Raw genomic sequence first — 15,674 nt, 5'->3', positions numbered from 1 at the left:
CCGGAATCCGGCCGCCGGACAGTCGCGTCAGAACTCTTGTCGGAACCGAAACACGTGGTTACTGTCGCCGACACATCGAAGCGCTTCGACAGTCCTCTTCGACACTCTCCCCGGCGCCTCGCCCCCTCCACGCGGCACCGGCACGGCACGGCACCCACGGCACGCACCCTCGGCGTCCCCCCGGATCGGACCACCCCACACGGCGAAGGAACCACCATGACCAGCCAGTTGAACCGCAGAACCTTTGTGAGCGCGGCGGCGGCGACAGCCGGAGCCGCGGCGCTGTCCCCGCTGCTGACCGCCTGCGGAAGCGGGTCGAGCAGCAAGGGTGGCACCAGCAGCAAGAGCGGACTGAAGGCGGCGCTGCCGCAGTTCACCGCGAGCCGCTCGGTCACGGCGGACATCCCGGCGGTGCCGGGCGCCGCGGGCACCGCCACCGACCCCGGCTTCCTGACCTACCCGGCGAGCCCGGTGAAGACGGTCGACGGCGTGCCGGGCAAGGGCGGCAGCTACACCGCCGTCACCCCGCTGTGGGGCACCATCCCGGAGCCGGGCAACTCCTTCTACCAGGCCATGAGCAAGGCCCTCGGCGTGACGCTGACGATGAAGCCCGCCGACGGCAACCACTACGACACCGCCATCCCCACCATGACCGCGGCCAAGAAGCTGCCGGACTGGATCCAGCTCCCCACCTGGTGGAACGCCAACTTCAACGTCGGCAAGCTGGCCGGCACCCAACTGGCCGACCTCACGCCGTACCTGGCGGGCGACGCGGTCAAGGACTACCCGAACCTCGCCGCGATCCCGACCGGCGCCTGGCAGGCCGGGGTGTGGGAGGACAAGCTCTACGGCATCCCGTCCTTCTCCAGCGGCTTCGTCGTCGCGGGCACCACCTACCACCGGGCCGACATCCTCCAGGCCAAGGGCATCAACCCGGACGAGATCACCTCGGCCGCCGATCTCCTGGCGCTCGGCAAGGAGTTGACGAACGCCAAGGGCGGCGTGTGGGCCTTCGACGACCTGTGGACGTATCTCTCCCCGTTCTGGGGCGTGCCCAACAAGTGGACGGTCAAGGACGGCAAGCTGGTCCACAAGTACGAGGGCCAGGAGCTGCTGGAGGCGCTGGACTGGCACTACAAGCTCGCCAAGTCCGGCTACATGCACCCGGACGCGCTCGCGGGCAACACCAACGACGGCAAGAACCGCTTCTACGCGGGCAAGGTCGTCGTCACCGGTGACGGCACCGGCGCGTGGAACCTCGCCGACGCGCAGGCGGGCACGGCGGCCGATCCGAAGTACCGGCGCGGCGCGTTCAAGGTCTTCGCCGCCGACGGCACGTCGAAGCCCGGCATCTTCCTCGGCAACTCCACCAGCCTGATGAGCTATCTGAACATCAAGCTGTCGAAGGACCGGATCAAGGAGCTGCTGGCGGTCGCCAACTACCTGGCCGCGCCCTTCGGTTCCGCCGAGTACACGATGGTCAACTACGGCGCCGAGGGCGTCCACTTCACGATGGACAACGGCACGCCGACCTTCACCGACGAGGGCAAGAAGGACGTCCAGCAGCAGACGTACCCGTTCCTGGCCACCTGCTCCGCGGTGATCAGCAACCCGGGTGCCCCGCAGGTGACCAAGGACTACGCGGCCTGGCAGGCGGCAGCGGCGGCGACCGCGTACAAGCCGGTGTTCTGGAACATGAACATCACCGTGCCGCAGCGCTTCGCGACCGCCGACGCGGGCCAGGCCGTCGAGGACACCATCAAGGACTGCTACCACGGCAAGAAGAAGGTCTCCGACGTGCAGGCCGCGATCTCCTCGTGGAAGAGCAGCGGCGGCACGCGGTTGACGACGTGGATGCAGACGAACGTGCTCGACAAGTACGGCTCGGGGCAGTAGGCGGTGGCCGCGATCATCACCGGGAAGGCGGACGGGACACCGGGGAAGCCGGGCGCCGCGGACGGGGACACCGGCAAGGGCGCACGCGACGGCAAGAAGGGCTCACGCGAAGCCAAGAGCACGGCGCACGGCGGCCTGACCTGGCGCGTGCGGCTGCGCCGCGACAAGTCGCTGCTGCTGATGACCCTCCCGGCCGTCGCGCTGCTGCTGGTCTTCAACTACGCGCCGCTGTTCGGCCTGGTCACCGCCTTCGAGTACTACGACCCGCTGGTCGGCGTCCGCAACAGCGACTTCGCGGGCCTGGAGCAGTTCCGGCAGCTCTTCCACGACCCGCTGTTCTGGGGCGCGTTGCGCAACACGCTCTTCCTCAGCTCCGTCCAGATCGTCCTCTTCTTCCCGGTGCCGATCGCGCTCGCCCTGATGCTCAACACCGTGATCAGCGAACGGCTGCGGAATTTCGTGCAGTCCATCGTCTATCTGCCGCACTTCTTCTCCTGGGTGCTGACGATCACCGTCTTCCAGCAGATGCTCGGCGGCGCGGGCGTGCTCAACCAGTTCCTGCGCCGGCACTCGATCGGCACCTGGGACGTGATGACCGACCCGCACACCTTCGCGCTGCTCATCACCTCGCAGGCGGTGTGGAAGGAGGCGGGCTGGGGCATCATCGTCTTCCTCGCGGCGCTCGCGGCCATCGACCAGAACCAGTACGAGGCCGCGGCCGTCGACGGCGCGGGCCGGTGGCGCCGGATGTGGCACATCACGCTGCCCGGCATGCGCGGGGTGATCGTGCTGATGCTCGTGCTGCGGCTCGGCAACGCGCTGACCGTCGGCTTCGAGCAGTTCCTGATCCAGCGCGGCGCGGTCGGCCACGACGCGGCCGACGTCCTGGACACCTTCTCCTTCTACTACGGCATCGCCACCAACAACTACAGCTACGGCGCCGCCGCCGGTCTGTTCAAGAGCGTCATCTCGCTGCTGCTGATCTGGGGCGCGAACCGGCTGGCGCACTCCTTCGGCGAGGACGGGTTGTACCGCAGATGACCGACACACTGACCGTGGGCGGCGACCGCGCCGGCCGTACGCGGAACCCCCGTGCGCGCAAGGGCCCGCAGCGCCCGTCGTGGGAGGAGGCGCCGGGCGTCGCCGGGCAGACCTTCAAGGGCGCCACCTTGGCCCTGGTCGTGGCGGCCGTCCTGGTGCCGCTGTGGATCGTGGCGCTGACCAGCCTCTCCACGCCGGGCGCGATCGGCCGCGCGGGCGGCCTGGTGATCTGGCCGGACGGGGTGACGCTCAACGCCTACCGGCTGATGCTGGAGAACGGCGCGGTCACCCGCGCCCTGCTGGTCAGCCTCGGCGTCACGGGCGTCGGCACCGCGATCTCGATGGTGGTCTCCGTGCTGTGCGCGTACGGCCTGTCGCGCTCCGGGTCGCTCGGCCACCGGGCGATCCTGATGGTGCTGATCGTCACCATGTTCGTCAGCGGCGGCCTGATCCCGACGTACCTCGTCGTCACCGGCCTCGGCGGCTACGGCCAGTACTGGGCGCTGATCCTGCCCAGCGCGATCTCCGTGTTCAACATCCTCGTGCTGCGCGCCTTCTACTCCGGCACCTCCGCGGAGCTCATCGACGCGGCGCGGATGGACGGCGCGAACGACTGGCGCATCCTGTGGTCGGTCGTGCTGCCCACCTCGCGGGCCGTGACCGCCGTCGTCACGCTCTTCTACGCGGTCGGATACTGGAACTCCTTCTTCAATGTCATGCTCTACATGCCCACGGACAGCCCCAAGTGGCCGTTGCAGTACGTGCTGCTGGAGTACGTCAACTACGGGATGAACATGCCGGGTTCGGTGAACAGCGGCTTCGGCACCGCGCACGCGCAGACCGCGCCGCTGTCGCTTCAGATGGCCGTCGTGGTGCTCACCCTCGTACCGATCCTGATGGTCTACCCCTTCATGCAGAAGCACTTCAAGACCGGCGTGCTGACCGGAGCGGTCAAGGGATGAGCGGTCGGGGGACGGACGGTCACGGGATGAGCGGGCACGGGATGAGCGGTCGGGGCACGGGTGAACGTACGCAGGGGACCGCGGGGCCGCCACCACGACAGGAGCAGCACAGCATGAGGGGAAGCACCTCCGCCGTGACCATCGCCGAAGTGGCCAAGCACGCCGGGGTGTCGTCGAGCACGGTCAGCTATGTCATCAGCGGCAAGCGCTCGATCTCCGAGGCGACCAGGCGCCGGGTCGAGGCGGCCATCAGGGAGTTGGGCTACCACCCCAACGCGGGCGCGCGGGCGCTGGCGGGCAAGCGGTCGCACATCATCGCGCTGATGGTGCCGCTGCACACCGACGTCTACGTGCCGATCATGATGGAGATCGCCATCGCGGTGACCATGGCCGCGCGCGGCTTCGGCTACGACGTGCTGCTGATCACCAACGACGAGGGCCCGGACGGGGTGCGGCGGGTCGCGGCCAGCGGCCTGGCCGACGGCGTGATCCTGATGGACGTCGAGCTGGACGACGACCGCATCCCCGTCCTGCGGGCGCAGAACACGCACGCCGCGCTGATCGGACTGCCCGCCGACGCCACCGGACTGTCGTGCGTGGACCACGACTTCGCGGCGGCGGGCGCGCTGTGCGCCGACCACCTGGCCGACCTCGGCCACCGCGACGTGGCCTTCATCGGCTACAGCCCGGCGGTCTACCGGCGGCACGCCGGTTACGCGGAGCGGACGCTGACCGGCTTCCGTACGAGGTCGGCCGAGCGCGGGCTGCGGATCGTGCACCGGCCGTGCGACGGGACGTACGAGAGCACGGCGGGCGCCTTCACCCGTGTCCTCGCCGACCGGCCGGAGACCACCGGCTTCGTCGTGCAGAACGAGGGCGCGATCGGGCCGCTGCTGAGCCTGCTGCGGGCGGCCGGGCGGATCGTGCCCGAGGACGCCTCGGTGGTGGCGCTGTGCCCCGAGCCGCTGGCCGACCAGTACTCGCCGCGGCTGACCGCCGTCACCGGGCCCGCGCACGATCTGGGGCGGCGCGCGGTGGAGCTGGTCATGCGGCGGATCGAGGGCGCGGACGCCGACGAAGTCGCCCTGCTCACACCTCTGTTGACCACACGCGAGAGCACGGGCCCGGCCCCGCACCGCGACTGAGCCGCGCTTCCTCCCAGTAGCACCGCTTCCCTACCCCCCCCGCTTCCCCCCGGTAGCGCCGCTTCCCCCAATAGCGCCGCTTCCCTACCCCCGCACGCCCGTTTCCGCCCTCGTACAGACACGTCAGGAGAGCCACCGCATGGCAGAGCACTTCCGCATCCGCGAGCACGCCCTCGAATGGCGGGCCAGGGGTGAGACGTTGCGGGTCGAGGCGTGGGGCCCGGACGCGGTCCGGGTGCGGTCCGCGCCCGCCGGGGAGATCGTCGAGGATCTGCCCGGCGCGCTGGACGCGCCGCCGCCCGGCGCCACCACCGCGATCACCGTGCACGGCGACTCGGCGACCCTCGTCAACGGCGCGCTGACCGTACGGATCGACGCCTGCGCCGAGGGCCGGCTGACCCCGGAACTGCCCGCCGCGGCGGGCCGGTTGACCTTTGAGCGCACCGACGACGGCGGAGAGCTGCTGGCCGAGGAGCCGCCGCACTTCTGGTGGCCGGGCCCGCGCCTCTACACGGCCACCGGCAACGGCTACCACCGCCTGGAGCAGCGCTTCCGCGCCTACGCGGACGAGCGCTGCTACGGCCTGGGCCAGCACGGACACGGACTCTTCGACCAGAAGGGCGCGGTCCTCGACCTCGTGCAGCGCAACGGCGAGGTGACCGTGCCGCTGCTGATCTCCAGCCGCGGCTACGGCCTGCTGTGGAACTCCCCGGCGGTCGGCCGGGTCGAGCTGGGCGTCACCGGCACCCGCTGGGTCGCCGACAGCGCCCGGCAGATCGACTACTGGTTCACCGCGGGCGACCCCGGCGCGATCCTGCGCCGGTACGCCGACGCCACCGGCCACAGTCCCGAACTCCCGGACTGGGCAACGGGTTTCTGGCAGTGCAAGCTGCGCTACCGCACACAGGAGGAGCTGCTGGAGGTCGCCCGCGAGTACCGCCGCCGCGAGCTGCCGCTGTCCGTCATCGTCTGCGACTTCTTCCACTGGACGCACCTGGGCGACTGGCGCTTCGACCCGGCGGAGTGGCCGGACCCGGCCGCGATGGTCCGCGAACTCGACTCCATGGGGGTGAAGTTGATGGTCTCGGTGTGGCCGTCGGTCAGCCCGGCCAGCGAGAACCACGCGCCGATGTGGGACCGCGGGCTGCTGATCGGCACCGAGTACGGCCCGCTCGCGCACGCCGACTGGCCGGACAAGGGCCTCGGCGCGTACGCGGCGCAGGTCGCCTTCTACGACGCCACGCACCCCGAGGCCCGCGCGTACGTGTGGGAGAAGCTGGCCGCCAACTACCTGGCGCACGGCGTCTCGGTGTTCTGGCTGGACGCCGACGAACCGGAGCTGAAGCCCAACTACCCCGCCAATCTGCGCTTCCACGCGGGGCCCGGGCTCGAAGTCGCCAACCTCTACCCGCGCGAGCACGCGCGCATGGTGCACGACGGGCTGCGCGCGGCCGGGCACAGCGAGGTGCTGACCCTCAACCGCTCCTCGTGGGCGGGCGCCCAGCGCTACGGCGCCGCCCTGTGGTCGGGCGACATCGGCACCGACTTCGCGTCGCTGCGCGCCCAGATCACCGCCGGGCTCAATGTGATGCTCTCCGGCATCCCCTGGTGGACCACCGACATCGGCGGCTTCCACGGCGGCGACCCCGACGACCCCGCCTACCGCGAGGTGCTGGTCCGCTGGTTCCAGTACGGCGCCTTCTGCCCGCTGTTCCGCCTGCACGGCTTCCGCGGGCCGGAACAGGTCCTGGAGCCGGGCATGACCGGCCTGCCCAACGAGGTCTGGTCCTACGGCGGGCGGGCGTACGCGGTCCTGGCGTCGTATCTGCGGCTGCGCGAGCGGCTGCGGCCGTACATCGCCGAGCAGATGCGGGTGACGGCCCGCAGCGGGGTGCCGCCGATGCGGCCGCTGCTGCTGGAGTTCCCCGACGACCAGGACGCGTGGGGCATCCGCGACGCCTTCCTGCTCGGGCCCGACCTGCTGGTGGCGCCGGTCACCGAGGCGGGCGCGGTCACGCGGGAGGTCTACCTCCCGGCGGGCGCGCGGTGGACGGACGCGTGGACGGGCGAGGAGCACGACGGCGGCCGTACGGTGACGGCCGCGGCGCCGCTCGACCGCATTCCGCTGTTCCTGCGGGACGGCGCGCGGCTGCCGATCGCGGAGCCGAGGTGAGCCCTTCCATGAACACCGTCCCCGACTCCCGCGCCGATCCGGCCGGTTGGCTGACCGCCCGGCTCGGCGGCCCCGCCTTCGGCGGCGACTACAACCCCGAGCAGTTCGCCGACGACCCGGCCGTACGGCGCGAGGACGAGGAGCTGATGCGGCGGGCCGGGGTGAATCTGGTGACGCTGAACGTCTTCGGCTGGGCGGAGCTCGAACCGGAGCCGGGTCGCTACGACTTCGCGCCGCTGGACGCCCGGCTGGAGCGGCTGCACGCCGCGGGCGTGGCCGTGGACCTGGCCACGCCCACCGCGCAGCCGCCGCCGTGGTTCGGCCTCGCGCACCCCGACGCGCTGCCCGTCACCCCCGACGGCACCCGGCTGACCCACGGCAGCCGCGACACGTACTGCCTGGCCGCGCCCGCCTACCGGCAGGCCGCCCGCGCCGTCGCCGAGTCGCTGGCGGCCCGGTACGGCGAGCACCCGGCGGTCGCGCTGTGGCACGTGCACAACGAGTACGCGACCGTCTGCCACTGCGAGCACGCCGCCGACGCCTTCCGGCGCTGGCTGCGCGAGCGGTACGGCACCCTGGATGCCGCCAACCGGGCCTGGGGCAGCGCCTTTTGGAGCCAGCGCTACGGCGCGTGGGAGCAGATCCAGCCGCCGCGCGCCACGCAGTGGCGGCCCAACCCCGGCCAGGTGCTGGACTTCCGGCGGTTCTGGTCGGACCTCGCGCTGACCGCCTACCGCGAGCAGCGCGACGCGATCCGGGCGCACAGCCGGGTGCCGGTCACCACCAACGTGATGCTGCCCGGCTACCAGGTGCTCGACCTGTGGGCGTTCGGCCGCGAGGTCGACCTGGTGGGCGTGGACCACTACCCGGACGCGCCGGGCCTGGACGCCGCCGCCGACACCGCCTTCGGCGCGGACCGGGCGCGCTCCTTCGGCGGCGGCAGGCCGTGGCTGCTGATCGAGCAGGCCACCAGCACCGTCTACGCGGGCGACCTCGTCCTGCCCAAGGAGCCGGGCGACATCCTGCGGCACTCGCTGAGCCACATCGCGCGCGGCTCGGAGGGCGTGCTGTTCTTCCAGTGGCGGCAGTCACCGGCCGGGGCCGAGATCTGGCACTCCGCGATGGTCCCGCACGCGGGGCCGGACACCCGGATCTTCCGCGAGACCGTCGAAACCGGCCACGCCGTGGCCGCGCTGGCCGAGGTGACCGGCTCGACCGTACGGGCGCGGGCGGCCGTCCTGCACGACCCGGACGTGTGGTGGGCGCTGGACACCCCCGTCCTGCCCACGCCGGAACTCCCGTACCTGCCCGCGCTCAAGCGCGCCCACCGCGCGCTGTGGGACGCCGGGATCACCACCGACTTCGCGCACCCGTCCGCCGACCTGTCCGCGTACCGGCTCGTTCTCGCCCCCAGCCTGCACCTGGTCTCCGAGGAGTCCGCCGCCGCGCTCACCGCCTACGTCGAGGGCGGCGGCACCCTGCTGGTCGAGTGCTTCAGCGGCGCCGTCGACCCCCACTACCGCGCGTGGCCCGGCGGGGCGCCGGGCCCGCTGCGGCCACTGCTCGGCCTGCGCGCCGAGGAGTTCCGCCCCCTGCCGTCCGGCGCCGCCGTCCCCCTGACCGACGGCGGCGCCGGCACCACCTGGACCGAGGCGCTGCTGCTGGAGGGCGCGACGGCCGAAATCGGTTACACGGAAGGGCCGTTGACCGGCCGGGCCGCCGTCACCCGGCACGCCCACGGCCGGGGCACCGCCTGGTACGCCTCCACCTGGCTGTCCCCCGCCTCGTACACCGCGCTGATCGGCGGCTTGATACGGGCCTGCGGCGCGGAGCCCGAACTCCCCGGTCTTCCGGCGGGCGTCGAGGCGGTCCGCCGCCACAGCGACGACGGCCGCGCGTACCTCTTCCTCCTCAACCACTCCCCGGCCGAGGTCCGCGTCCCCGTGCGGGGCCACGATCTCCTGGCGTCCCGCGCCCTTCCTTCCGAGGGCGCCGTCCTGCCGCCCGCGAGCGCCGTGGTCGTCCGCGAGGAGGGCTGAGGGGACCGCCCCGCCGGCTCGGGGACGGGCACGGAACGTGACCCCGGCATCACCCGAACGAGTGAACGCTTCTCGGTCATCCTGGGGTGGTCACGCAACCGGCTCTTCCCGAAGGGCGTCCCCTCCTGCGCAACAGGTGTGACGCTTGGGGTGGGAAGGGGGTCGGGCGTGGACACGGTGATTGTGCAGTTGCCCGAGGAATCCGACGCACGGTGGGGAGAGGAACCGGCCGGGCGGCGCCCGAGGCTGCTGCGGCTCGGCCCCGGCGAGACGGCCGAGTTCGGGCGCGGGGGCTCCCCCGTGCGGACCGGTCCGGCCGGACACCCACCACCGTAGGCACGGCCCGGCGGGCCCGCTCCTGACAGATGACAGGGACGGCGGAACGCACCCGCGCCGCACCGGGACCCGCGGGGCCGCGGGCCGGACGCGCGTATACCCCGGCCGTCCGACGTGATCGCGCCAGCCCTTATGCGGCCCGAGACCCGGCATATGACCTAAGCCCGCCGAAATCCCCGCCCGGTGGTTAAAGGTCCAGCTAAGGACGGCTGTTCGGCATTCCCAGCGTCCGGAAGTGGCGTGCACACTACAGCCGTCGCCCGTCAAAAGCGTGCAACACGCAGCTATCGCACCACGATCCAGGTCTCGTCCTTGTCCTGTTCCTGACCTCACGTTGGAGTCGTCATCAACGACATACAAAAACCCCGTGTCGCACGGGCCCGCGCAGCGGTGGTCGCGGCGGCCTCGCTGGCCATGGTGTCCGGGTCCCTGATCCTCGCCATGCCCTCGCAGGCCAGCGGCCCCGCGCCCGCGGCCAAGACCATCGCGCAGAGCCACCCGGACTGGGCCACCGCCTCCGCCGACCAGGGCTCGGTCGCGGCGAACACCGAGATCACCGGCACCGTGTACCTGGCGGGCCAGGACGCCGCGGGCCTGACGAAGTACGCGACGGCCGTGTCCGACCCGAGCAACGCGAGCTACGGCGAGTTCCTGAGCCCGGCCGCGTACAAGGCGCGCTTCGGCGCCACCAAGGCGCAGGTCTCCGCGGTCCGGAAGTGGGCGGCCGACTCCGGCCTGAAGGTCGTGAGCACCTCCGACCACGCGATCACCGTCAAGGGCACCAACGCGGCGGTCACCAAGGCGTTCGGCACCGGCATCCACCAGTACCGCGTCTCGGGCACGCTGCGGCACGCCCCGGCCCGTGACGTCGTGGTCCCCGCGTCCGTCTCCTCCGCGATCCTCGGCGTGACGGGCTTCACCACGCCCGGCGCCAACGTCGCCAAGCCGAACTCGCACCGCGTGGACGACACCACGGCCCGCTCCGCCGCGACCCCGGCCAGGAGTGGCAAGCCCGACGCCGGACTGCCGACCACCGCGACCTGCTCCGACTACTGGGGCCAGAAGATCGCCAAGGGCGCGCCGGCCGGATACACCACGTCCGACGTGCCGTTCGACCAGTGCTCGTTCTACCCCTCGCAGCTCCGCAAGGCGTACGGCATCACCGCCTCGGGACTGACCGGCAAGGGCGCGACGATCGCGATCGTGGACGCGTACGGCAGCTCCACCATGCTGGCGGACGCCAACCAGTACGCGACCGCGCACGGTGACAAGGCGTTCAGGTCCGGCCAGTACAGCGAGGTCGTCGACCCGTCGCAGTGGACCAACCAGGACCTGTGCGGCGGCCCCGAGGGCTGGGCGCCGGAAGAGGCGCTGGACGTCGAGATGGCGCACGGCCTCGCGCCCGACGCCAAGGTCGTCTACGTGGGCGCCAACTCCTGCGACGACAACGACCTGCTGGGCGCCATCAGCACCATCGTCGACAACCACCTGGCCGATGTCGTCTCCAACTCGTGGGGCGAGATCATGCACACCACGGACGACGCCGACGTCACCTCGTCGCTGATCGCCGCCTACGAGCAGGTCTTCAAGCAGGCCGCCGTCGAGGGCATCACCATCGGCTTCTCCGCGGGCGACTGCGGCGACAGCAGCCCGCTGGCCGCTGCGACCGGCGTCAACTGCCAGCCCGACACCTCGCGCGCGCAGGCCAACTGGCCCGACTCCGACCCGTGGGTGACCTCGGTCGGCGGCACCGCGCTCGGTCTGAAGGACAAGAGCGGCTCGTACGGCTTCGAGACCGACATGGGCACGCTGCGCTCCAACCTGTCGGCCGACGGCAAGAGCTGGACCCCCGCTCCCCCGGCCCCGTTCTACTTCGGCGGCGGCGGCGGCACCAGCGAGGACTTCGCACAGCCCGCGTACCAGCGCGGCGTCGTGCCCGGCTCGCTGTCGCACACGCTGATGACCGGCGCGAAGAGCCGTACGGCCCAGCGCGTCACGCCGGACGTCTCGATGAACGGTGACCTGTACACCTCGGTCCTCGTCGGCATCTCCGACGGCGCCCCGTACAGCGAGGGCGGCTACGGCGGCACCAGCGTCTCGGCGCCGGAATTCGCCGCGGTCCAGGCCGACGCCATCCAGGCCAGGCACCACGCCATCGGCTTCGCCAACCCGGCGATCTACGCCCGCGCCGGGCTGTTCAAGGACGTCGTGGACCAGAACGCCGCCCACCACCACAAGGCCCCGCTGAGCAACGTCGCCGACTTCGGCCTGGTCAACGGCACCCTCGCCGTGCGCCTCGCCGCCTTCGGCGAGGACACCTCGCTCAACGCGGTCCGCGGCTTCGACAACGCGACCGGTGTCGGCTCCCCGACCCTGTCCTACCTCCGCTCCTTCGGCCGCCGCTGACCGATCCCCCGAAGGGCCCGGCGGAGCGACCCTCCGCCGGGCCCTTCGGCATTCCCCGCCGCCGCCGATTCCGCCGTATCGGCTGTGACAGGACGCCCCGAACGCGCGTCTGCATACACAGCAAGGCGGTCAATACTGGCGCCGGACGTGTGCGGTGCCGGTGGGGAGCAAGGGGCGACGGTGAAATTAGCGGCGATGCGGTCGTGGGTCGGGCAGCGGCCGAAGGCGGCGGTGGCGGGGGCGTCGGCGGTGGGCGCCGCGGGAGTGGCGGTCGCGCTGGTCGCGACGCTGACCGGCGGAGGCGCAGGCGCAGGCGGGGACGGCGGCGGCAAGGCGGACGACGCGGCGGCGCGGTCGCGGGCGACGCCGACCAGCCGCGCGCCGAGCCCGAGGACGGCGCGGCCACCGACGGGGACGCCGACACCGACGCCGACCGTCACCGAGACGAAGGGTCCGATCGGCGACGGGTCCACCGCGTACACCGGCCCGCAGCCGCACCAGCCGAAGCCGGAGAAGCTCAAGCCGGGCGAGAAACCGCCGCAGTTCGTGGTGTTCTCCTGGGACGGCGCGCTGGAGAACGACGACCATCTGTTCTCGCGCTTCCGGGAGTTGGCCAAGGAGAACAACGCGAACATGACGTTCTTCCTGTCCGGCATCTACCTGGTCCCGGATGCGAAGCGGTCGCTCTACCACCCGCCCCGGCACGCGGCCGGGACGTCCGCGATCGACTTCCCGACCGACGCGCACATCAAGGAGACGCTGGAGCAACTGCGGCTGGCCTGGCAGGACGGGGACGAGATCGGGACGCACTTCAACGGGCACTTCTGCGCGCCCGACGCGGGCGGCGGCGGCACGTGGAGCACCGCGGACTGGCGCAAGGAGATCGCCCAGGCGTACTCGTTCGTGGAGCACTGGAAGACGAACACCGGCTTCACCGACCTCCCGCCGCTGCCCTTCGACTACGGCCGTGAGCTGGTCGGCGGGCGCGCGCCGTGCCTGGAGGGGCAGAAGAATCTGCTGCCCGCGGCGAAGGCGCTTGGCTGGCGGTACGACGCCAGTTCGCCCGGCGACTTCCAGCTCTGGCCCGCCAAGTCGGGCGGGGTGTGGAACTTCCCGCTGGAGCTGATGCCCTACCCCGGCAAGGACTTCCAGGTCCTGTCGATGGACTTCAACTTCCTCTACAACCAGTCGGGCGGCGAGCAGACCCAGGGCGACCCGGCGAAGTTCCCGGCCTGGGAGCGCGAGACCCGGCAGGGCTATCTGAACGGCTTCGAGCGCGTCTACAACGGCAACCGGGCGCCGCTGTTCATCGGCAACCACTTCGAGACGTGGAACGGCGGCATCTACATGCAGGCCATCGAGGACGTGGTGAAGGACGTCTGCCACCGGGACGGGGTGCGCTGCGTGTCGTTCAAGGAGCTGTCCGACTGGCTGGACGTCCAGGATCCGGCGGTGCTGGCCGAATTGCGCGGCCTCGACCCGAGCGAGTCGCCGGACTGGACGACGTTTCCCGCCAAGTAGCCGGGCCTGGCGGAGAGATCAGGGAACCGGCGGCCGGGCCCCGCGCCGAGGGGCCCGGCCCGCTCAGCCGGCCGCCGCCACGTACCGCGTCCAGATGTCGACGGGATACGTGCTGCCGAACTCCTTCGTGGCCTTCGACGGCCCGCCGGTCCCGGTCAGCGGCAGCAACTCCTGCGTCTTCGGGTCGAGTCGGAAGACGGCGACCGACGTCGCCACCGCGGCGGCCCGCGCCCCCCTCGGTGGGTAGCCGACGTACCAGGCCGACAGGTCCCCGGCCGCCGTGCCCGTCTTGCCCGCCAGCTCCGTCCTGCCCGCGAGCCCGCCGCCTGCCCTCACCGCGCGGCGCGCGGTCCCGCCGGTCACCGCGTCCTTGAGCGCCTCGTCCACCTCGCCCGCGACCTTCGGGGTGAACGGGTGCGTGACAGCGGGCTGTTCGATGTCCACGCGCTGCCCGTCGCGGGTGACCTTGAGCACGGAGTACGGATCGGTGTGCGCGCCCGCGGCGGCGAAGGTGCCGTACGCGCTCGCCACCCGGATCGGGCTCGGGGTGACGCCGGTGCCGGTGGCGAAGGCGGGCACCTGCTCGCCGAAACCGCGCGGCAGCAGCCCAGCGTCGACGGACGCCTTCCGCACCCGGTCCAGGCCGACGTCCATGCCGAGTTGGGTGATCGGGCCGTTGACGGAGTCCGCCACCGCCTGCCGCAGGCTGATCCGCCCCCAGGACTTCCCGCCGTCGTTGCGGCTCTTCACGATCGTGCCGTCCCGGCTCCAGTACGGCCCCTCCGGCGTCCGTATCGGCACCTTGTCGTCGCCGTCGTAGACCGAGTCGGGGGTGACGGGCGTACGCGGCGCGCCGCGGGTGAGCAGCGCGCCGTCCCGCAGTCCGGCCGCGTAGACGAACGGCGCGTAGGCCGTACCGACCGGCACGATCGTGATGTTGGCGTCGTCGAAGCCCTGCTCGATGTATTCGGGACCGCCGTAGAGCGCGACGATCCGGCCGTCGGTGGCGACGGACGCGGCGCCGACGCGGACGTTCCGGTCGGCGGTCCTCGCCTTCGGTGCGAGGCCCGCGGTCTCGTGCCGCACGGCCTCGGCCAGGGCGTCGACGCGCGGGCGCTCGAAGGTCGTGTAGATCTGGTAGCCGCCCAGGTCGAAGCGCGCGTCGGAGATGTCGCTGTGCGCGGACACGTACGCCCGCGCGGTGTCGACGAGATAGCCGGTCTGCCCGCTCAGCCCCACGGGTTTCGGCGGCGCCTTGGGCTCGGGGAAGACGGTGTACGCGGCGCGCTCGGCGCGCGAGAGCTGACCGGTCTTCACCATCCGGTCCAGCACCCACTTCCAACGGGCCACCGCCCGTTGATGGTTGGCCGGGCTGATCGCGGGGTCGTAGAGCGCGGCGCCCTTGAGCAGCGTGGCCAGGAAGGCCCCCTCGCCGGCGTTGAGCTGGGAGACGTCCTTGCCGTAGTACGCCTTCGCGGCGCGCTGCACGCCGTACGTACCGCGCCCGAACCAGGCGGTGTTGAGGTAGCCGTCGAGGATCTGCCTCTTGCTCATCTTCTGGTCCAGCTTCACCGAGATGAACATCTCGGTGATCTTGCGGGAGAGCGTCTGGTTCTGGTTGAGGTAGACGTTCTTCACGTACTGCTGGGTGATGGTGGAGCCGCCCTGGGTGTCGCCGCCGGTCACCATGGTGGCGACGGCCCGGCCGATGCCCTTCGGCGAGACGCCGTGGTCGGAGTAGAAGGAGGCGTTCTCGGCGGCCAGCACCGCCCACTGCACGCTCGTGGGTATCCGGTCCAGCGGCATCGCCTGCCGGTCCACCGGGCCCACCCGCGCCATCTCGGTGCCGTCGGCCCAGTAGTAGACGTTGTCCTGCTGCGTGGCGAATTCATTGAGGTCGGTGGGTATCCGGGTCCGCGCGTACGCCACTCCCACCACGGCGGTCAGCGTCACCAGCACCCACAGCGCCAGCAGCGACGCCTGGCGCAGCGACGGCACCCACCGCCGTATGCCGCGCCGCCCCGGCCGTGGATAGCGCGGCCGCAACACACGGGCCACGCGTTTCGCACGGGTCACGCGTACCGCGCGTACCGCGCCTCGGCCCAACCGCCTTAACTTCAGCCACTTTTTCCCCAACACCCCCGGAAGCTAAGGC

General features: G+C 71.6%; 9 protein-coding genes. 8 read left to right on the top strand and 1 reads right to left on the bottom strand.

The genetic code is table 11. The features are described from left to right. The first annotated feature begins 216 nt into the window (after window positions 1–216). The 8 genes from ACZ37P_RS20040 to ACZ37P_RS20005 all read left to right on the top strand — a co-directional run bounded on the left by ACZ37P_RS20040 (window position 217) and on the right by ACZ37P_RS20005 (window position 13,519). Window positions 217–1,896: an ABC transporter substrate-binding protein gene (locus ACZ37P_RS20040; RefSeq protein WP_467347773.1), complete on the top strand. Its 1,680-nt coding sequence runs from the start codon at window positions 217–219 to the stop codon at window positions 1,894–1,896. A 3-nt stretch (window positions 1,897–1,899) separates the two neighbouring features. Next, window positions 1,900–2,937 carry an ABC transporter permease gene (locus ACZ37P_RS20035; protein WP_355339769.1) on the top strand — a complete coding sequence of 346 codons (1,038 nt, stop codon included), beginning with the start codon at window positions 1,900–1,902 and terminating at the stop codon, window positions 2,935–2,937. Beyond that, on the top strand, window positions 2,934–3,899 hold the full coding sequence (locus ACZ37P_RS20030) for a carbohydrate ABC transporter permease (RefSeq protein ID WP_355339766.1): 966 nt from the start codon (window positions 2,934–2,936) through the stop codon (window positions 3,897–3,899). Before ACZ37P_RS20035 ends, ACZ37P_RS20030 begins: the two co-directional genes overlap by 4 nt. A gap of 113 nt (window positions 3,900–4,012) precedes the next feature. Beyond that, window positions 4,013–5,044 (top strand): LacI family DNA-binding transcriptional regulator, encoded by a 1,032-nt coding sequence (locus ACZ37P_RS20025; protein ID WP_467347770.1) that lies wholly within the window; start codon window positions 4,013–4,015, stop codon window positions 5,042–5,044. A 139-nt stretch (window positions 5,045–5,183) separates the two neighbouring features. Then, window positions 5,184–7,217: a glycoside hydrolase family 31 protein gene (locus ACZ37P_RS20020; RefSeq protein WP_391041803.1), complete on the top strand. Its 2,034-nt coding sequence runs from the start codon at window positions 5,184–5,186 to the stop codon at window positions 7,215–7,217. A gap of 8 nt (window positions 7,218–7,225) precedes the next feature. After that, complete coding sequence (locus ACZ37P_RS20015; protein ID WP_467347768.1) at window positions 7,226–9,256, top strand: beta-galactosidase; 2,031 nt, start codon at window positions 7,226–7,228, stop codon at window positions 9,254–9,256. Window positions 9,257–9,982: 726 nt separating this feature from the next. Beyond that, complete coding sequence (locus tag ACZ37P_RS20010) at window positions 9,983–11,998, top strand: S53 family peptidase (RefSeq protein ID WP_401305624.1); 2,016 nt, start codon at window positions 9,983–9,985, stop codon at window positions 11,996–11,998. Window positions 11,999–12,193: 195 nt separating this feature from the next. Beyond that, window positions 12,194–13,519, top strand: coding sequence for a polysaccharide deacetylase family protein (locus tag ACZ37P_RS20005; protein WP_467347765.1), 1,326 nt, complete (start codon window positions 12,194–12,196; stop codon window positions 13,517–13,519). A 63-nt stretch (window positions 13,520–13,582) separates the two neighbouring features. On the opposite strand, the gene ACZ37P_RS20000 is transcribed toward ACZ37P_RS20005, so the two are convergent. Beyond that, on the bottom strand, window positions 13,583–15,517 hold the full coding sequence (locus tag ACZ37P_RS20000; RefSeq protein ID WP_467347763.1) for a transglycosylase domain-containing protein: 1,935 nt from the start codon (window positions 15,515–15,517) through the stop codon (window positions 13,583–13,585). Between the last annotated feature and the right edge of the window lie 157 nt (window positions 15,518–15,674).

The sequence above is a fragment of the Streptomyces sp. NPDC024632 genome, from assembly GCF_055559175.1.
This window is presented reverse-complemented; position numbering and strand designations above follow the sequence as displayed.